This window comes from Arcobacter sp. CECT 8985 (genome assembly GCF_004116495.1).
In the GTDB taxonomy this organism is placed as follows: Bacteria; Campylobacterota; Campylobacteria; order Campylobacterales; family Arcobacteraceae; genus Malaciobacter.
Genome location: NZ_PDKC01000038.1, coordinates 1 through 20,134 on the forward strand (window position 1 = coordinate 1; position 20,134 = coordinate 20,134).

The 20,134-nt window shown below is 24.7% G+C and carries 19 protein-coding genes; 10 read left to right on the plus strand and 9 right to left on the minus strand.

Annotation, left to right across the window (positions count from 1 at the left end; genetic code table 11):
• A partial coding sequence (locus CRU93_RS12440) for a sensor histidine kinase (protein ID WP_129104523.1) occupies nt 1–1,264 on the plus strand: 1,264 nt, incomplete at its 5' end.
• Nucleotides 1,264–4,344: an efflux RND transporter permease subunit gene (locus tag CRU93_RS12445; RefSeq protein WP_129104524.1), complete on the plus strand. Its 3,081-nt coding sequence runs from the start codon at nt 1,264–1,266 to the stop codon at nt 4,342–4,344. The genes CRU93_RS12440 and CRU93_RS12445, both read left to right, overlap by 1 nt.
• Before the next feature lie 9 nt (nt 4,345–4,353).
• On the opposite strand, the gene CRU93_RS12450 is transcribed toward CRU93_RS12445, so the two are convergent.
• The 3 genes from CRU93_RS12450 to CRU93_RS12460 form a co-directional block, all read right to left on the minus strand.
• Nucleotides 4,354–5,022 carry a response regulator transcription factor gene (locus CRU93_RS12450; protein ID WP_129104525.1) on the minus strand — a complete coding sequence of 223 codons (669 nt, stop codon included), beginning with the start codon at nt 5,020–5,022 and terminating at the stop codon, nt 4,354–4,356.
• Between the two features lie 4 nt (nt 5,023–5,026).
• The gene (locus CRU93_RS12455) at nt 5,027–6,907 is read right to left on the minus strand and encodes a 7TM diverse intracellular signaling domain-containing protein (protein WP_309109283.1); all 1,881 of its coding nucleotides are present in this window, start codon (nt 6,905–6,907) and stop codon (nt 5,027–5,029) included.
• A gap of 72 nt (nt 6,908–6,979) precedes the next feature.
• The gene (locus CRU93_RS12460) at nt 6,980–7,735 is read right to left on the minus strand and encodes a hypothetical protein (protein WP_129104527.1); all 756 of its coding nucleotides are present in this window, start codon (nt 7,733–7,735) and stop codon (nt 6,980–6,982) included.
• Nucleotides 7,736–7,901: 166 nt separating this feature from the next.
• Here CRU93_RS12460 and CRU93_RS12465 point away from each other — a divergent pair, with 166 nt between their 5' ends.
• Nucleotides 7,902–8,357: a hypothetical protein gene (locus tag CRU93_RS12465; protein ID WP_129104528.1), complete on the plus strand. Its 456-nt coding sequence runs from the start codon at nt 7,902–7,904 to the stop codon at nt 8,355–8,357.
• Between the two features lie 246 nt (nt 8,358–8,603).
• Here the strand turns inward: CRU93_RS12465 and CRU93_RS12470 are convergent, their stop codons facing one another.
• The gene (locus CRU93_RS12470) at nt 8,604–9,440 is read right to left on the minus strand and encodes an IS1595 family transposase (RefSeq protein WP_258238924.1); all 837 of its coding nucleotides are present in this window, start codon (nt 9,438–9,440) and stop codon (nt 8,604–8,606) included.
• A gap of 8 nt (nt 9,441–9,448) precedes the next feature.
• Nucleotides 9,449–9,619, minus strand: coding sequence for a transposase (locus tag CRU93_RS14365; protein WP_258238925.1), 171 nt, complete (start codon nt 9,617–9,619; stop codon nt 9,449–9,451).
• Nucleotides 9,620–9,791: 172 nt separating this feature from the next.
• Between CRU93_RS14365 and CRU93_RS12475 the strand changes: the two genes are divergently transcribed.
• Nucleotides 9,792–10,070: an XRE family transcriptional regulator gene (locus tag CRU93_RS12475; RefSeq protein WP_129090737.1), complete on the plus strand. Its 279-nt coding sequence runs from the start codon at nt 9,792–9,794 to the stop codon at nt 10,068–10,070.
• A gap of 79 nt (nt 10,071–10,149) precedes the next feature.
• Nucleotides 10,150–11,085 carry a DNA adenine methylase gene (locus tag CRU93_RS12480; protein ID WP_129104529.1) on the plus strand — a complete coding sequence of 312 codons (936 nt, stop codon included), beginning with the start codon at nt 10,150–10,152 and terminating at the stop codon, nt 11,083–11,085.
• Here the strand turns inward: CRU93_RS12480 and CRU93_RS12485 are convergent.
• Nucleotides 11,075–13,003: an AlwI family type II restriction endonuclease gene (locus CRU93_RS12485; protein WP_129104530.1), complete on the minus strand. Its 1,929-nt coding sequence runs from the start codon at nt 13,001–13,003 to the stop codon at nt 11,075–11,077. The two genes, CRU93_RS12480 and CRU93_RS12485, sit on opposite strands and share 11 nt — an antisense overlap.
• A gap of 64 nt (nt 13,004–13,067) precedes the next feature.
• Here CRU93_RS12485 and CRU93_RS12490 point away from each other — a divergent pair, with 64 nt between their 5' ends.
• The 5 genes from CRU93_RS12490 (at nt 13,068) to CRU93_RS12510 (ending at nt 15,590) form a co-directional block, all read left to right on the plus strand.
• Nucleotides 13,068–14,246, plus strand: a complete 1,179-nt coding sequence (locus CRU93_RS12490; RefSeq protein ID WP_258238926.1) for a DNA adenine methylase — start codon at nt 13,068–13,070, stop codon at nt 14,244–14,246.
• Nucleotides 14,239–14,496 (plus strand): hypothetical protein, encoded by a 258-nt coding sequence (locus tag CRU93_RS12495; RefSeq protein ID WP_129104531.1) that lies wholly within the window; start codon nt 14,239–14,241, stop codon nt 14,494–14,496. The genes CRU93_RS12490 and CRU93_RS12495 overlap by 8 nt, the downstream gene beginning before the upstream one ends.
• A gap of 68 nt (nt 14,497–14,564) precedes the next feature.
• A complete protein-coding gene (locus tag CRU93_RS12500; RefSeq protein ID WP_129104532.1) occupies nt 14,565–14,831 on the plus strand; it encodes a hypothetical protein in 267 nt (88 codons plus the stop codon).
• Nucleotides 14,832–14,840: 9 nt separating this feature from the next.
• Entirely contained in the window at nt 14,841–15,173 is a 333-nt protein-coding gene (locus CRU93_RS12505; RefSeq protein WP_129104533.1) for a hypothetical protein, read from the plus strand.
• A 57-nt stretch (nt 15,174–15,230) separates the two neighbouring features.
• Complete coding sequence (locus CRU93_RS12510; RefSeq protein ID WP_129104534.1) at nt 15,231–15,590, plus strand: hypothetical protein; 360 nt, start codon at nt 15,231–15,233, stop codon at nt 15,588–15,590.
• A 341-nt stretch (nt 15,591–15,931) separates the two neighbouring features.
• On the opposite strand, the gene CRU93_RS12515 is transcribed toward CRU93_RS12510, so the two are convergent.
• From CRU93_RS12515 to CRU93_RS12525, 3 genes are read right to left on the minus strand one after another with little or no spacing between them, the layout of a single operon-like run.
• A complete protein-coding gene (locus CRU93_RS12515) occupies nt 15,932–17,575 on the minus strand; it encodes an efflux RND transporter permease subunit (protein WP_129104535.1) in 1,644 nt (547 codons plus the stop codon).
• Nucleotides 17,575–19,122, minus strand: coding sequence for an efflux RND transporter permease subunit (locus tag CRU93_RS12520; protein WP_129104538.1), 1,548 nt, complete (start codon nt 19,120–19,122; stop codon nt 17,575–17,577). Before CRU93_RS12520 ends, CRU93_RS12515 begins: the two co-directional genes overlap by 1 nt.
• Before the next feature lies 1 nt (nt 19,123).
• Entirely contained in the window at nt 19,124–19,936 is an 813-nt protein-coding gene (locus tag CRU93_RS12525) for an efflux RND transporter periplasmic adaptor subunit (RefSeq protein WP_129104536.1), read from the minus strand.
• Between the last annotated feature and the right edge of the window lie 198 nt (nt 19,937–20,134).

Here is a 20,134-nt window from a genome sequence, read left to right on the forward strand (position 1 = left end):
AATTTATATTGCTTTATCAATTTTTATTGCTTTATACCAATTAAAATTAAATGGTTACTACTTTCAGTTTTTTAGTCACTATAATCTAAAATGGACAAACAATGTAAACTGGACTCTTGGCTTTTTAACTCAAACTTTTATACTTCTATTTCCATTTAGTTTTTTTAAACCAAAAAAAAATACATTTATATATAAAATGTTATTAGGATTAATAATAATAAATACTTCTATTGCTATTTTTTATCTTGGAGCATTAAAATATGATGATATTAAGTTATTTACTAAATATACAGATATTTTAGCTTTTACAACAATTCCTGTACTTTTTATTGTATCTGTCTGGGCAATAATAAATAAGCTTACTGGATCATTATTTTACTTTTTAGGACAATTTAATTTTCTTTTATTGGCTTTTTATGGTGCTTTAGTAAATTTTGGTTATTTTGAGCCAATTTCAAATATGGGTATTATTATTCCATTAGGTATAATTTTAGATGTGATTTTTATCTCATTGGCACTTTTTTCAAAAGTTAAAAATATAGAAAAAGATAAAAAAGAGAATGAACAACTATTAATCTCACAATCAAGATTTACAACAATGGGTCAAAATATAGCAACTTTAGTCCACCAATGGAAAAATCCAATTTCACAACTTGGTTCAGAAATATTACTTTTAAAAGCAATTCATTCATTAGATAAAAGTAAATTTGAAAATACCTTTAAGGAAACAATGCCAAAAATAGAAGATAGCATAAAATTTTTAAATAATACAATGAATGATATTTATAATTTTTATAAAAATCCAAATGAAAAAGAGAATTTTGTAATAGAAAAAGAAATAGACTCTTTATTAAGACTTATTGATAGTAAGTTAGTATTTAATAATATAAAAATAGTAAAAGATTGTGATGAGATATCAAATAAAGGATATAAAACTAGTTTTTTAAATATAGTTTTATCAATTTTAGAAAATTCAATTTATGAATTATCCAATAAAAAAAGTGATAATAAAAAAATATTTATTACACTTAAAGATTTAGAAGATAATATTATGTTACTAATTGAGGATAATGCAGGTGGCATAAAAAGTAATGATTTTGATAAGTTATTTACAATTGATTACTCTTCAAAGGGTACAAATGGTAGTGGCGTAGGATTAGCTTTGACAAAAAGGTTAGTTGAATCAAGATTAAATGGTACAATTACTGCATCAAATACAAAACATGGTGCTGTATTTAAAATAATTTTCCCAAAAGGTAGTTAATGTTTGAAAAATTTTTGAGATTTTTTGTAGAAAATTCTCGTATGAATTACACACTTTTTTTTCTAATTTTTATTATTGGTGTATATTCTTACACAAAAACAGCTAAAGAGATTTTCCCAAATTTTGAATTAGATATGGTATCAATAAGTGGCTCTTATAGTGGAGCAAGTGTTGATATTTTAGATAAAATGGCAGTTACAGAAATTGAAGATAAACTTAAAAATCTTGAAGGATTAAAAGAGATAACTACAACTATTAGTCCTGGAAAATTTAGTATTGTTTTAGAGTTAAAAAAAGGGCAAAATAGATATAACATTGCAGATAAAGTAAAAGATATTATCACTCTTACAAAAACAAATTTACCTTCAGATATGGATGAACCAAGTGTAAATGTAGTTGAAAGATATAAAAAACTAATAGATGTAACACTAACTTCAAAAAAGCTATCACTAAACCAACTAAAGCCACTTGCAGATGATTTTAAAAGTGAAATTTTAGGTATAAATGGTGTAAGTAATGTAACTATTTATGGTGATTCAGATAAATATTTTGAAATTTTATTAGATGATAAAAAAATCGATGCACTTGGATTAAATAAAAATGATATATTCAATGTTATTTCAAACTTATCTTATATTTTCCCAATAGGAAAAATAGAAGGCAAAAAAAAGCACTTTTTTTTATCAACATACAATGGTGCAAAAAATGGGAAAAATTTTGAAAAAATATTAATAAAATTAAATGGTAAAAAAATATACTTAAAAGATATTGCCACTATAAAAAAAAGATATGAAGATGCATCAACTCTTTACTCTTTTAATGGAGAAAATGCCATATCATTAGCAGTTGAACAAAATGAAACTTCTGACGCGTTAAAAATATCAAGAGATATGAAAAAACTACTAAATTCTTTAAATAAAAAACACAAAGACATCAAAATATCAATAAGTGATGACAACAGTGAAAGAATACAAGATAGATTGAATATTGTTATTTCAAATATTTTACTTGGGATTATTCTAATAACACTTTTAGTTGCACTTTTAATAAATCTACGAATGTCATTTATTATTGCAATTGGTATTCCAACGTCATTTGTAATTGCAATAATTTACATGTACACATTTGGATATACAATAAATATGATTTCACTTGTTGGAGTATTAATTGCAATTGGTATTGTAGTAGATGATGCTATTGTTGTTAGTGAAAATATTCAACAACACATAGAAGAAGGATACTCCACAAAAGAAGCTGCAATAATGGGTGCTAAAGAGATGGTTAAACCTGTAACTATTGCTTCTATTACTACATTGTTTTCATTTTTACCAATACTTATGATTAGTGGAACAATGGGGGAAGTAATGAGACTTATTCCTATTGCATTAAGTGCACTATTAGTTGCATCATTAATTGAGTCATTTATTTTTTTACCTATACACGCTGCACATACTTTAAAAAGTGGAGCAAAGGTTACTTCATGGGAAAAACCAAATAAGGTTTATAATGAGATTATTCACTTTTTTATGCGTTGGAAAAAGACTTTTTTAGTACTTTTTGTTATTTTAGTTCCAATTGCTACTATTTTAGAAATTAAAGAGTCAAGATTTCAAATGTTTCCTAAATTTGATGCTACTGATATTAAAATATCTTTTAAAGCAAATGAAAATACAAAACTTGAAGATGCTTTTGCGATTGTACAAAAAATTGAAGCAGATTTAATAAAAAGAAAAGATGAATTTTCTATAAGAAGTATTGATTCTGTTGCAGGATATAGAAGAGATGCAGGTAAGAATACAGAAAGATTCCCTTATGTAATGTATATGACTGTTGAACTTCAAAAATTAAAACAAATGAATTTCTTGGATAAATATATTACTCCATACCTTACTTTTTATTATGATAAAGAGGGAAGAACAAGAACAGAAAAATCAAAAAAAATAGCTCATAAATTAAAAGAATTTTTAAACAAACAAAATTATAAAAAAAGATTTAATTTAAATGAATTAATTGTTTTAGAAAAAAAAGTAGGTCCTGTTAAATCAGATATAAAAATTGGTTTTATATCAGATAACAATCAAAAGATTATTAAAAATGTACAAAAAATTACAAACGAAATAAAAAATATAAACGGAGTAGTTTCAACATCAAACTCTTTAAAATTTGGTATTGATGAAATAAAACTAAAAGTAAATGAATATGGGGAAAAGCTTGGGTTAACAGAAAGATTTATTGGTTCTTATCTTTCAAACTTATATTTAGAAAAGAAAAAAGCAGTTTCATTTGATGCAAAAGAGATGCTTGATATAAAAATTCAAAGTATAAATAAAGATGACTATAATGATTTTAAAAACACTGAAATACCTCTATCAAATGGCACTTATGTAAGATTATATGATGTTGCAGATTTTAATATAATAAAATCATTTGAACAATTAAAAAAAGATAATACTATTAAAAACTTTTATGTATATGCAAATGTAAATCCAGATATTATAACTGCATCAGAAGTACTTAATAAAATTGCTTCTAGTTTAGAAAAAGTAAAAAAACAAGGAATAAAACTAAGTTTTAAAGGTGAAGCAGAAAAAAAGAAAAATTTAAAAAATGATATGCTTTATGCAACAGTGTTAGCTTTACTATTAATTATGCTTGCAATGCTATATTTATTTAACTCTTTTAGAGATACATTTATTTTGATGAGTATAATTCCATTTTCTATTTTAGGAGTATTAATAGGACATAAAATAATGGGATTAAATCTATCCATGCCTTCAATGATTGGAGCCTTAGGATTAGCAGGTGTTGTAATTAATGATGGAATAATAATGATGACATATTTAAGAAAAGCAAAAACATTAAAAGAAGTATTTTATAGAGCGGAAAAAAGATTTAGACCAATTATCTTGACAAGTATAACTACATTAATTGGTATGAGTTCTTTGATATTTTTTCCAACAGGTCAAGCAGTTATATTTCAACCTATTGCAATAGCACTTGGTTTTGGTCTAGCTTGGGGTACAATTTTAAATCTTATATATTTACCAGTTTTATATACAATATCCCATAAAATAAAGTAGAACATTACTCTACTTTATTATATTAAATTTATATCCCATTCCATAAATATTTTTAATAATTTTGGTTGATGTTTTCTTTCTAAATCTTTTTAAAATCATCATGATTTTATTTTCACTATACTCTTCATCTGAAGTATAAATACAATTAAAAAGATCCATTAAAGTAAAATAATGTATCTCTTCTTTACAAAATTTAGACATTATTTTATATTCATTTTTAGTTAAATCTACTTCTTCATTATCTTTTTTCAATATTTTATTATAACTATCCCAAACATAATTATCTACTAAAGAAACACAATTTGTTTTATCATCATTACTTTTACTTTCTATAGCTTTTAAAATTGTCTCTTTAAAAAGACTTCTAGGTAGAGGTTTAACTAAATATTTAAAGATATTTAGTTCAATGGCATCAAATAAATATGCTTTATCACTATGTGCAGAAAGAATAATAATTGTAACATCTTTATTTTCTTTTCTAATTTGCTTTACAACATCCATGCCATTAATCTCTGGCATACTTATATCAAGCATGATAATATCTGGTTTAAATTTATAATATTTATCTAAACCATCTTTACCATCTTGAGCTTCTATTATTTCATCAAAGAGATCTTCTAAATAGATACTATAACTTTTTCTTAAAAGTTCATCATCTTCTACAAATAACAATTTCATTTTTTCATCCTATTATACAAAATTTTGCTCCATTATTATAATTAGCACACTCTAATTTTTTATTCATATTATCTTCAATAATTTTTTTTGCGATAAATAATCCCACTCCCGAATTCTCATTATTACTTTTTGTTGAAACGTTTGCGTCAAATACTTTTTCAATTGGTCTAATTTTTATTCCACCTGCATTATCAATAATTGAAAGCCTTGGTATATTATCTATTTGTTCAATTCTAAATTCTATAAGTCTATTATCAATATTATTATTAATAATGGCATCAATTGCATTATTTATTAATATAATTATACATTGAATATACTCTTTTTTATATCCATTAGTAAAAACTTTATCTTCAAAACAATTAATTTTATAATTTATCAAATTTTTGCTAAATTTAATGCTTAATAAATTGATAGCATCATTAACACAATCAATAAGATAAAAATCTTCTTTTGTCTTACTATTAGGATTGAAATAATCCATAAATTGATTTATCATATCATTCATATAATTTGTTTGAAGTTCAATCTCATTTAATTGATTATATAAATATTGTTTTGTTAAATTATCTTTATTATATGTTGTTTCTATATCTAAAGATATCATATTTATTCTATGAAGTGGCTGTTTCCATTCATGTGCAATAGAGTGTAACATCTCACCAAAAGAAGCAAGTTTAGTTTGCCTTAAAATAAAAAGTTCTTGCTCTCTATTTTTTATTTTTAATTTTAGATTTTTTTCATTACTACTTTTTAATCTATATGCTATAAATAGTGACATAGATATAATTTCTAATAATATATTGAATTTTAATATTTTTGTCATTATATTTGTATCAATAAATCCAATTAATATATTTAAAGCAAAAAGTAAACTAACAATCATAAAAACTATCCAAATAAATGAATAAATTTTTGAAATAAACTCTTTTCTAACTTTATAATATTTTATTGCAATAGTAATAATCATTAAAATCACTATAATTGTACAAATTAACAAACATTTTTGTATCAAATAAGAAAAATCTTTATTAAACATACTTAATAGTAATCCTAAAATAGCCAATATAGGCATAATTACTAAAGCTAACTTTAATAATATCTTATTAAGAAAAAATAGATTTCTTTTACTTTGAAATAAAAATGTTGAAAATTTTGTAGCACAAATAAAAGTTAATGTATAAAATAAATAAAAGAACAATTCTCCTACAAAAGCAGATCTCTTAAAAAAAAGAGTATTAAAATATCCATCATAAAAAAATAAAAATCCAAACACACATACAATATATCCTAAATAATATTTATAAATTTTTATTTTTGATACAAAATATATAAAAAGATTATAAAAAAACATCAATATAAGAGAGAAATAAAAAGCAGTATTGAACATATTTGAATACATTTGTTTTTTTAGAAATAGATCTTTTGTTAAAATTTTTATGGATGGAATATAAAACGAAGTTTCAATTTTAATATAAATAGTAAAGTCTCCTTTTTCATTCAAAGGAAAAGCAAACTTATTATATGAGGTAATTGCTATTATATTATTTTCATATTCTTCTGTATAGGATTTTATTAATTTTTTATTTCTAAGTAAATATACACCAATATCATCAATTAAAAAGTTATCAAGATTTAATATATAACTTTTGCCATCACAATTAATTAAATTAATTTTTAACCAATAAATATTTTTTTTCAAACTAAATAAATCTATCTTTTTTTTACTTATAAATTTTTTATTTATAATATCTTTTAAATTCTTTTCATTAGAATTAGCTTTATAATATTTTATATATTGTGATATATTTTTAATATTACATTTTGGATTTTCTAAATTCAAAGTGCTAGCGAATGAATAAGTAATAAAAATTGTAAAAATCAATAGATATTTAATAATAGTGGCTCCTTAATTATTTATAACATTTTACTTTATTTTTTATAAAAACCTTAAGTGTTAAATTATAAATACTAAAGATTTTATTGTTTCTATTGTAATTTCAGAAGGTTCACTTCCAATATCACGTAGAGTACTTTCAACTCTATTTATCATTATTGATAAAAGCACTTCAAAAGAAAAATTAGAATGAGAGAGTAAAGTTTCTTTATTTAATACAATGGAATTTAAAGTTTTAAGTTTGTTTAAATCTGTAAACTTTTTTTTCATATACTCAATTTGCCAATTATTCTGCCAAGTTAAAAATAGATAATTCCCATTTATATCTTTTGCAGTTCTAACTTTCCATCTTAAAATATACAAATTTTTATACAATTTTGTTAATTTATCATTATCATAATTAAGTGCTGTAAATTTATGTACTCTTTGTAAAGAATATGCATCATAAATCATATAATATAATCCAAGAATCAAATAATCATTTCTGTATTTAATACCTTTTTTATTAAATGCTAAATCTAAATACTGTTTGAAATTAACTAATCTTTTATTATTCGTATCTCTTAGTGTAATATTCTTTTCAATCTGTTCTATTTGTGTATATATTGCAGATTTAAAATACTTATTATAATGTTTAGGATTTCTTTTATCTAATTTTATTTTATATTTAATCACAAGATCTAAAATATCTTTATAATCTTGTGAAATAGCTATTGCTTTTTGTGTTTGAAAAAATTCATTTATTTTTGTGTTTTGCCTTGAACAACCACAAAATAATCCAATAAAAAGAGTTATACATATAAACTTTTTGTACACAGATTAGATTCCTTACATAATTATTATTGATTTATTTTAACATATTGATACATAAAGTATATATTTGATTAAATTAGAAATGAATAATTTTCGATATTATGTAGCAAACGCACAAGACTTTTAGGCTAAAATTTCAGTAATTTATTTTTAATTATTGGAGTAAAAAATGGCTGACACTCATGTTATATCTGCACTATCAAAAAAAAGAGGTGAGCTTCTTGGCTCAATTAGACATTACAAACAACTTATTCAATCTTTAGATAAAGACTTAGCTACTATAGATGCAACTATAAGAATATTTGAACCTGATTTTAAATTTGGTTCTACAAAAATTGTCAATAAACATAAAAGAAATAGATATTTTGAAACTGGTGAAGATAGAAGACTTATATTAGAAGCTCTTAAAGAGAAAAGTGAACCTACCAGAACTGATGATTTAAGTGATATTATTATGAATAAAAAAGCTCTTAATTTTGACAATGACTATGAACTTAAAAACTTTAGAAAATCAGTTATTAGTGCATTAAGTACTTTAGAAAAAGATAACCTAGTTGAAAGGGTTGACAAAATAGGTCTTGTGATTATTTGGAAGATTAAGGATTTAAACTCCATGTACAACTAAAAGGAGCATGAACATCGTGAATCCACACTTGCAAAATCCCGCAAGAATGAGGACAAACCTCTCTGAAACTTATCTCACAATGTCTTATATTGCTTTGCTCTTTTGCGACAATACGCTAAAGATAGTTCACATCAGACTTTTATTAAAACTCTTAGTTTAAAAATAAAAGTCGTATATTTTTAAAATTGTAAAGCAGTTTACAATTCTTACTCATTAATGAGCCAAGATATACCTTGCCACAAGGAACTAAACGCCTAACCTTTCAGCTAGACGTTTATTCCCTTGCCAGTAACCACAAAACTCATTAGATACTAAAGAAGATAAACACTTTTCTAAAATATCATCAAAAATCTCTTTATTAGATTTTCTTCTTGTATCTTCTCTATATGCAATTTCATTAGCATAGTTAGATAAATATAAATTTCCAATCTTATGTAAGTTACCATATTGCATTCTTCTAAACCTTGCATTAAATGATTCACTTTGATTATTGTTCTCTCCATATACTCCTGAATACTCTACTTGATGATTAACTCTATTCATATCATAATGAGCAGTTAAATCATCATAAGCATTTGATTCATCAGCATGGATTGAAGAACCTACTTTAATATATTTGTGAGCTATCTCTTTTATCTCATTAGAGTTCTCAGATTTTAAGATGAAAGTTTTAGTTTTTATTGCTCCTACGGTTTCATCACTAAGCTCTGCTCTTTGTCTTAAAGAGATAACAACTCTCTTATTAGGCTTATGAACTTTTCTTCTATCAACTCTTTTGTCTATTTGATTTTTTGGTCTTATATAATGACCTACATAAACACCATCCATTTCACAAGTTCCTTCAAACTTTTCATCTTCATTATAATCCATTAATGATTCTCTAATCTTATGGGATAATACCCAAGCAGTTTTATATTGAACATCTAAGTCCCTACTTAATTGTAAAGCTGAAATTGATTTAACTGCATTAGTAAATAAAGCAATTGCTAAAAGATATATTTTTAAAGGTTTTTTATGACTAGCAAAAATAGTTCCACTAGTAACAGAAAATGTATGGAAACACTCTTTACATCTAAACTGCATTCTTGTTTTTAAAAGTAATGTTTTTTAACTGAACCACAACAAGGACAAACTGGCTCACCATTTGTAGTATTCCATCTAACATTTCTAAATACTTCAAAAACTTCTATATCAGACATCATCATAATTTTTACCATTGATAACTCTCTTGCTTTACTTGATAGTAGAAAATGTTGTGCCATTTTTTGTTCCTTGTGTTTTATTTATACTTAATTATAACACATAATTTAATGTGTTATCAATAAAAATTGTCAAATATTTTAATTTATTAGATAAATAATTTTATGTAATAAACACATATTGATTAATATAGATTTAAGGCTTTTTTATATATTATAAAGAATAAGGATGCTTATGGATTACGATGAATTAATTAGAAATATTAGAAAATCAGGATTAAGTGTTAAAGAATTTGGGCATCTTATAAAGACAAATCCAAATTCAATAACCAACCTAAGAAGTAAAGGTAAGATTCCAAAAAACTTAGCTATTATTGCAGTTTTGCTTGGAGAATTAGTAGATAAAGATATTCCTTATGAACATTTATTTGAGAAACTTGGATTGGAAGAACAAAAACGGAAATTGAGTGAAGAAACGAAAAAAAATCTTTTTAAAAAGAAAGATGAAAAATAAAAATATTTCAAATTGTAATATAATTACAAATTTTAAAAAGTTTTCATTACAATAAAAGCATAAAAAAAAGGGCAACACAATGAATATTTCAGTAGATACATTCTCATATTTAGATTTACTACAAAAAGAATTTATAAAATCACCTCTTAATTATACTGGTGGAAAATTTAAATTATTAAATCAAATTGTTCCTTTCTTCCCAAAAAAGATTGATACTTTTGTAGATTTATTCTCAGGTGGTTGTAATGTAGCAATAAACAGTAATGCCAATAAAATCATTGCAAATGATATAAACAAAGAAGTAATTGAGCTTTATGAATATTTTAAAAACAATTCTATCAAAAAAATAAAAACTGAAATTAGTAACCTTATTAAAAGATATAATTTAAGTGAATCTTCAAAATTTGGATATGAAAAATATAATACTAATTCAAGAGAAGGGCTTGCTTCTTATAATAAAGAGAATTATTTAAGATTAAGAGAAGATTATAACTCAAATCCTAATCCAATTATGTTCTATACTTTAGTAATCTTCGCATTTAATAATCAAATTAGATTCAATAAAAATGGAAAATTCAACTTACCAGTTAACAAGAGAGATTTTACTTCAAATATGCAGAAAAATTTAGAGCTATTTGTAAATAGATTAAAAAATCTTGACATAGAATTCAAATCAACCGATTTTAGAAAAGTATCAATTCCTAATGATTCTTTTGTATATCTTGACCCACCATACTTAGCTACAACTGCAAGTTATAATGAAAATGGTGGATGGAATGAAAAACTAGAAGAAGAACTTTTAGACTATCTTGATTCATTAACTAGTAGAGGTATTAAATTTGCTTTATCAAATGTACTTGAAAGCAAAGGCAATAAAAATCAATTACTAATAGACTGGTGCAAAAGCAAAAACTATAAAGTGAACTATTTAAATCACTCATATAGTAATTGCAATTACCAAACTAAAAATAGAGATAAAAACTCAACAATTGAAGTTTTAATTACTAACTATTAAGATTTTCAATAAATGGTTTTACTTCATCGTAATACCATTTAGAACCCCAGTCGTTGTCTTTTTCAATAATCTCATAAAACTTAGGTCTTAATTCAGCATACATTATATTTGAATCTAAAATATTTACCACATCATCTGTATCAAGAGGTATTATATTCATACCTTTGATATAGTCTGTTTCATTCTCCCAATATGATAATTGTCTTGTTCTAAAATCATTTAATACATTTTTATTTAAATGAGGAGCTATAAATATTCCATAACTTTTTTCTTGTTGTTCTTCATTTAATTCTAAAAGTATATTTCCTAAATGTCTTGATACAGACTCCATTTCTGCTCTTCTTTGATTTGTACTTTCTGTTAATGTTACCTCAATCATTAAAGTATGGTCATCATACTTAATTTCAAAATCAGAGCTTCCACCAACAGCATGTGATTTAGGAAGCATATTAGTATCTAAAGATAATCCTGCTTTCAATACAAAATCAATATTATTGTTATCAATATAGTACCATGATAATGCAGTTATATATTCAAATATAGTTGGAACTGTAGCTCTAACAGTTACTTCATCTTGAATTCTTTTATCATTTCTTATTTTAAATAAAGGAATAAGCTCTTTTACTTTCTCTTTTGTAAATGTTGTATCAAGCAGTTCTTGAAGTTTTTCTTTATCTTTATTGTATTGAAACATATTTAAATCATGAGTGTTATCTACTCCCATTGCAGCAAATGTAGCTTTTACATCCTCATCCTCAAATAGATCATTTAAAGAATCTTTAGTTATTGAAGTCTCTGATATAGATTTTAATATTTCTTCATATTGCGAACTTTTTAGAATTACATTAAAAATCTCACTTATTTTTACCTCACCATTTATAAATGTAAAAATACCCGTTAAACTTAAATAATATGTATTTTGATTCTTGTAATCTCTTAAATTGTTAAAATATCTACTAGTGTAAATTAAATCAAAAAAATACTCTAATAATTCATCATAACCTTTACTTCTTATTATTGTAAATAATTTCCTATATAAATGCATATAAGTGTTCTTTTTGATTGCTAAAGATGTTGTTCCAAGCATAGTTGGCAAATATAATTTTCTAAAATCGTTATTTTCACCATCTATTTTCTTAATGAATAAATTTCTTATATCAGCTTTTGAATAACTTTTATCTTTTATTCTTTTAAATATTTCTAAAACATAAGGCAAATCTTGAACAAAATTTGTACCTTTAGATGTTGAAAAAGGTTCTAAATCAGTAATTACCCCATTTTTTGCATAATCAGCTAAAAAAGTTTCTTTTCTTTGCTTGTCTCTTTCATTAGTATCAATAAAGCCTTTGAAAAGCAAACTTAAGTCATTATCACCATTTTTTAATAGTGCCACAAAAGTATCTATATCTTCATAGTTACTAATTAATGGTAATAAATAAAATTGTTCGTAAGTAAGCTTACCTTCAAGTTTTTTAAAAATATACAAATATTTTAAAAACATATCTTCTATATCATGAGTTTTTTTGTATTTAAAAAAGTATTTCAAGAAAAACAATGACACTAAGTCTATTTGTAGGAATTCATTCTTTTCTTCAAACTTTTTTTCATTAATTAATTGCAACAACTCATTACCAATTTCAGTAATTTTGAGATTTTCAAAATCAACTAATCCTAAATCTTTTAAAAATGAAACTTTAGTTCTTGCATTTTTAGCAATTAACTCCATTTCATTTGAGTTTAATAATTTACTTTCTTTTAATAGCTCTACATATCTTAATTGCAAAGAACTATTAGATACCCATTTATCTTCATCTGTAGTAGTTTTGAATAATTGATTTAATAAAATTAAGTGAGCTTCAATATTAATTAATAATTTGGCTTCTTTTGCAGATGTATTACCAAAATAACTATATGCCATATGTTTCCTTTTTACTATGCATCAAAATATGAACTAATTAAGTTGCACTTTGATATAATTCATCATGAAAAATGAACTTAAAATTACAATTGATGATTTGTATTTAAAACATTTAGATACAAATATGCAAAAAAATAATTTTGCATCTTATAGTAAAACAGTTGAAAAGCTAATACACGATAGTACTGATGAATTAAAAAAAACTCCATTTGATAAGTTTTCTATTCATAATAGAAGATATATGGGGTCAAAAACAAAACTTTTAGAATTTATTTCTAAAACGATTGATAATGAGATTGGAGAGTACTCTAGTTTTGTTGACATATTTTCAGGGACTGGTGTTGTAGGTAACTATTTTAATAAAAGTAATGTAAAAACCATAACAAATGATTTATTGTATTCTAATTATATATCTAACTATGCTTTTTTATCTGATGAGAGTTTTGATTTTAATAAAATAGATTCAATTATTAGTGAATTCAATAGTATTAAAGGAAGAGAAAACTATTTTTCAAAATGTTTTGGAGATAAATTTTTTTCAAATTCAACGGCAAAAAAGATAGGGACAATTAGAGAGTCAATTGAAAAATCTTATAAAAAAGATGAAATAAATTTCAGAGAAAGAGCTATATTAATTACTTCTTTAATTTATGCTTCTGATAAAATTGCAAATACTTGTGGTCACTATGACGCATACAGAGAAAATGCCGAATTTAAAGATGAATTTTTCTTAAAGCATTTAGATATTTTTCATGATAAAAACAAAGCTAATGAGATTTATAATACTGACAGTAATATATTATTTGATACTAAAATAGAGCATTCTGTAGATATAGTTTATGCAGACCCACCATACAATTCAAGACAATACTCTTCTCTTTATCACTTAGTTGAAAACTTAGCTAGATGGGAAAAACCTGAGGTTGAGGGCAAAGCTTCAAAAATGAAAAATAGAAAAGAAAAAAACTCTAAATATTGTAGTAAAAATGCCATTGATACATTTGATGAATTATTATCCAATGTAAAAGCAAAATATTTTATTTTATCTTATTTTAATATGGGGGATAAAGGAAATGATAGGTCTAATGCAAGAATGAAAGAAGAAGACATAATTAGAGTTATGAACAATAAAGGCAATTTAACTATAAGAGAAATGGAACATCAACCTTTCTCTACTGGTAAGTCCAAAATAGACAACCATAAAGAACTTTTATTTATTTGTGAGCTTAAAAACAATGCCTAACACCCAAACCCTAGAATACAACAAAGACAAAGGCACTATAAGCCTTTGTACTTATACAGAAGATGGCTTCTTAGATAGTGAAATAAATATCACTGATGAAGCTGTAAATCTTGTATTAGATAAGCTATATGATGATTATAATTTAGATGAAGGTGATGAGCTTTTAATTGTAAAAGATAAAAGTAGTTCTAAAGCATCTAAAGACTCTATAAAAAGACTTATATGTAATAATAATTCTAAGAAAAACTAAATAACTTTTACTTACTTATTATATAAATATATATTATTTTTTGTTAAAATAAATCAAAAGGATTTTTTTTGAAAACAAAACTACTTTTACTAAATATATTTTTATTGACTTCTGTAAACCTAGATGCTAATCTTGAAGTAAAATCTGCTGATGTAATTCAAAATAAAATTCTTGAAGATGATTTAATTAATACTGCAATCAACTTAGGAAAGTTAGCTAAAAGAAGTATTGATACAAAAGACAAAACTGTTATCAAAAAAGAGTGTATAAAGCTTTCTTCTATGCTAAACAATGAAACCTATAAAAAACAGTTCTTAGATGAATGTACTAAATAAAGGAATCAAATGGAAAATAAAAAGAGTATAGCCTATAATTTTAAAATAGGTAGTAGAGTTTACTTTAATGATGACGAACTAGGTAGCATACCATGTGAAGTACTTGAAGTTAAAGGAGATATTTTAGTTTTAGATAATGGCTATGATGAACCTTTTGAAGCTAAAGAAAGTGATTGTGAGTCACAAGATGATTTATTAACATTTGACGAAGGTTTTATGAAATATAAAAAGTTTTACAATCAACCAAGGGAATGTGGAACTACTATTAATGTTGAAGGCTATAAGCCTTTTAAAATCAATGGTTTTAGACTTGAGAAAAGTGATGAACATGGAAATTACTGAAAATGACCTATTGGAACAATATAAAAAACGACTCATCGGTGATGAGGGAGAACCAATTTGAAACAAGTATATGATTACAAACAATTTCAAAAAGAGCTTTTTGCTAAAAAAGTAAGAATTGGGAAAGATGAAACGTTCACACCAGTTGATTACATAACTGATGAAAAACTAAAAGAACTGAAAGAGCAAGGCACCACTAATTTAGAGCCTTATGTTCCAATTCCTGATGAAATTAGGAAGCATAATGCTTTTGTGCAAAAAACACATGATGAGTTAATGGATAAATATCCTGATGATGAGTTTTTAAAGTCGCTAGATAAAGAAGAAAATTTAGAAATATATTTCTCATACGCTTGGTATGAAAGATATGGAGTTAAAAAACTAGTGTTCGCAAGTGCAAACAGAGAAAGTCAATGACTTTAGGCAACTTAAACTAAGCAGTTATTCTGTTCGTGATTAATTGTATCAAAGCAAAGTTAAACATAGAATAAAATTAGTTTTTAATGTTTTAAAAGCCCTTAAAATGGCTTTGTGCATTTGCTACATAATATCGATAATTTTTAATATAATACTTTTAAACAATCTTCATTAAAAGGAATGATTTCATTTATTCTATTATCTTTTATTTTATTTACCCAATTAGCATCAGCTAACAAAGATCTTTTAACTCTTTTTTATCTTTAGCTATTTTTACATCATAATATATAGTTTTCCATTGCGAAAAACTAAATATTACAAGGAAATACTCTTCAATTATTTTAAGCTTTTAAAACATTTTCATCAATATTATCAATCAATACAGGAACAACAAAAATTGATGCAATTACAGCTGCTACTGTTCCAAAGATTAAAGATACACCAAGACCTCCAAAAACTGCATCATTTGCAAGTAATATAGAAGCTAGGATAATCGAAGCAGCTGTTAGAATAATTGGTTTTGCTCTTATTGATGCAGATGTCGCTATTGCTTCTTTTTTCTCTATTCCAGTTGCAACTAAATGTTTTGTAAAATCTATTAGTAAAAGTGCATTTCTTGAACTAATACCAATTAGAGCAATAAAACCAATAAGAGAAGTTGCTGTTAAAAAGAATGTGTGGTTTGTAACTATATCTACAAATAGATGCCCAAAAATCACACCAATGATTGATAAAAAGCTTGATAACAATACAATTCCACTTAAAGCAAAGTTTTTATAATAAACAACCATAAGTAAAAATATAAGAACAAGTGCTGCTATAAAAGCCCCACCTAAATCCCTAAAAGTATCTAATGTTACTTTTAATTCTCCATCCCAAACAAGCTTTAATTTTTCACCTGTCTTTTTATCTGTAAGCCAAAGGTTTAACAAATTTGCATTTGTCACTTTATATTCATCATCAAAATTCTCTTTTATAAAAGTTCTAGCATCAAGTAGTGGATAAATTTGAGATACCATGTCTGTCTCTGCAACTACATTTAACATAGTTTTCAAATCTTTTGAATATATTGTTTTTTCATTTTTTACTTTTTTAACTTTTACAATACTTATTAAAGGTACTAAATTACCATTTGAGCTTTTTACTTTTAAAGATGACAAGGCATTATTTACATCAAAATTTCTTTGTTTAGTTCTTATAAATAAATCAATTTGAGTAGAATATTTTGATGAATTTTTAGTATTTATAACTTTACCATTAAATGCTGTTTCAAGTAAGTCGGTTACACTACTTACTCTTATTCCAAGTCTTTTTATTTTTTCATAATCAAGTATATACTCATACTTTTCATAATCATCATCACCAATAATATCAATATCAACTAAACCATCAGTTTTTTTAAAGACTTTTTCTACTCTTTTTGCAAGTTTTTCTATAGAGTTATAATTATCTCCATAAATTTCTGCAACAATTGCTGCTAATACAGGAGGACCAGCTGGTGGTTCTACCATTTTTATAGTAGCCTTTGGATTTATTTTTTCAACAACTTTATTTATCTCTATTCTTAATCTTTGAGCCATAAGAAATGAAGGTTCTTCTCTATCATGTTTTTTTAAAATATTTACAACTATTTCTGCAAAGTTTTCTCCACTTTTTAGTCCACTCATTTTAACAAGTCCTGCAAAATCAAGGGGAGAAGAAGTTCCTAAAAAAACTTCTGAGTCTAAAACTTCTTTTTCTTTTTGTAATACACTAACAACTCCATCAGTTACTTTTTTTGTCTGATAGATTGAACTTCCTGTTGGTAAATCCACATATACTGTAAAAGTATTTGAATCTTTTCCTGGAAGCATTTTTGCTTTTACAACTTCTAAAGGAAGTAAATATACAGAAAATAAAAAGGCAAACAGAGTTGCCAAAAGTACTATTGTTTTATTTTTTTTATTTTTTATACATAAATGAACCAGATTTTTAATACTATTCATTATTTTCCTCTTTTTAATATTTTATTTGCAAAATATGGGGTAAAAATATATGCTATTATAAGTGAAGCAGCCATGGCTACTGGTACATTTAGAGGAATTGGTCTCATAAATTGTCCCATCATTTGCCCTACAAATGCCATAGGTACCATTGTTAGAATGATTGCTATAGTTGCTATATTTGTAGAAGCTCCAATCTCATCAGTTGCTTCTACCATAATCTCTTCATTTGTTTTATCTTTACTATCTTCTTTATGAAAATGTCTATGAATATTTTCTACCACAACAATAGCATCATCAACCAAAAGTCCAAGGGATAAAAGAAATGCAAATAGAGTGATTCTATTTATTGTTTGATCACCTAAATATGCTACAAAAAGTGTTATTGAAAAAATTGCCGGAATTGTAAATGTTACGATCATCGCTTCTTTCCAACCAAGAACAAAAATCAATAATAAAATAATAATAACAACTGAAATCAAAAGGTGAAACATAAGTTCAGTTACAGCATCATTTGCTCTTTCACCATCATTTCTAGTAATAGTATAATTTATTCCCTCTTTTTTTAATTCACTTCTCATTTGAGATAATCTTTTAGTCACTTCATCTGCTATAACAACAGCATTTGAACCTTTTAATTTAGATAGAGTCAAAGTAACTTGAGGATAAAGGTTTTTATCTTTTAAATTAATCTCTGCTTTTTTATAATTTTGAAAATCAACTCCATCACTTATAGTTGCAATATCTTTTAAATATACAATTCTATTAGGTGTAGGAATAATTATATTTTGAACATCATTTATAGATTGAAGTACATTTTTTATACTTCCAATTCTTATTTCATTTCCTCTAGCTTTTTTTAACTGTGCAGCATTAATTACAACTGCATTAAGTGCTTGTTTTACATCATTTATTGTCAAATTGTATCGATTAAGTTTATTAGTATCAAGAATAACATTAAATTGTTTTTTATGTCCACCAATAATATTAGCTTGTGCTATATTTTCTATAGAGTTAAATTTTTGTTGCAAATGTTTTACTTTTTCATATAAATTAGCTTGACTAATTTTATTATCCTTAGAATAAAAAGCAATAGAATAAATAGGTATATCTGTATCAATATCAAGTGGCTTAATCAAAGGTTGACTAGCTCCCCTTGGCAAAATGTCTAAATTTTGCATCATCTTGTCATACATTTTAAGATTTGATTGTTCTTTATCTTCACCAATATAAAACATAACATTTACAATTCCCACATCCTCTCTTGCTATTCCTTGAATATGCTCTACTCCTAAAACCTCTTTCATTTTTCTCTCAATTGGTTTTACAATAACATTTTCAACTTCTTGTGGTGTTGCACCTGGTAATGAAACAATAATATTTCCACCAGAAACAATCATTTGTGGGTTTTCTTCCCTTGGCATAAAAGTTAATGCTATATACCCTAAAAGTAAAATAAAAACTGCAATTATAGGAGTTAGAGGATTATGAAGAAAAGTTTTTGAAAGTATTCCACCAATATTGTGTACTTTTATAGATTTGTAATCCATTTTATTCAACTCTCACTTTTGCGTACATTCCTGGAAGTACTCTTTTATCAGTTCTTTTAAAACTTAATTTTACTCTAAAACTATTAGTTCCAGAATCAACACTTGGCAATATTGCTACTACTTTTGCTTTTTGATTTATATTAAGTGATTCAATATATATATTTAAGTTTTCTTTCTTTCTAAATTTTGATAAATCACTTTCAGCTACATCTAAATAAAGATTTAAATTATCAACATCACTTATTGTTAAAAGAGGTGCTCCTGCTGTTGCTAATTCACCTTCATTGATATATCTTTTTATTATTAAACCATCACTTGAAGCTCTTATATTTAAATATTTAAGATTTTTATTTATCTCTTGAAGTTTATCTCTACTTTGTTTTATAGATTTTTTTGCTATTTCTAGATTTCTTTTTAAATTATTCTTTTTTAGTTCAAATTTTTCAAAGTCACTTTTTGAAATCAATTGTTTTTCAAAAAGTCTTTTATATCTATCAAAATCAATTGTAGCTTTATCTAAATCACTTTTTACAATATTAAAATTCAATTTAGCTTGTGCAATACTAAGTATAGTTTGAGACTTTAACGTTGACATTTCTTTTGAATCTATTTTTAAAAGAAGTTTTCCTTTTTTTACATAATCACCTTCATTGATATATAGTTTTTCTATATATCCATTATACTTACTTGATATTGTCTTTTGATTATTACTAACAATAAAACTAGATAACTCTAATGGCTGTGCATAGAGATTTATAGAGATCACTAAAAGTATAAATACCTTTAACAGATTACTTAAATAAGATGTTTTCATTAATATTTTACTCCAAATAATTATAAGTATTTATAATTATACATCATTATAAATTATAAAAATATTAAAATATTTTAAAATAAGATAATCTTATAATTTAAGCTTTATATAATTTATAAAGATATAGAATTCATTAATATCATGTTGTCTTATTAAAGGGTTTTATAGAGTTTTCTATAACTACAAATACCCTTAATA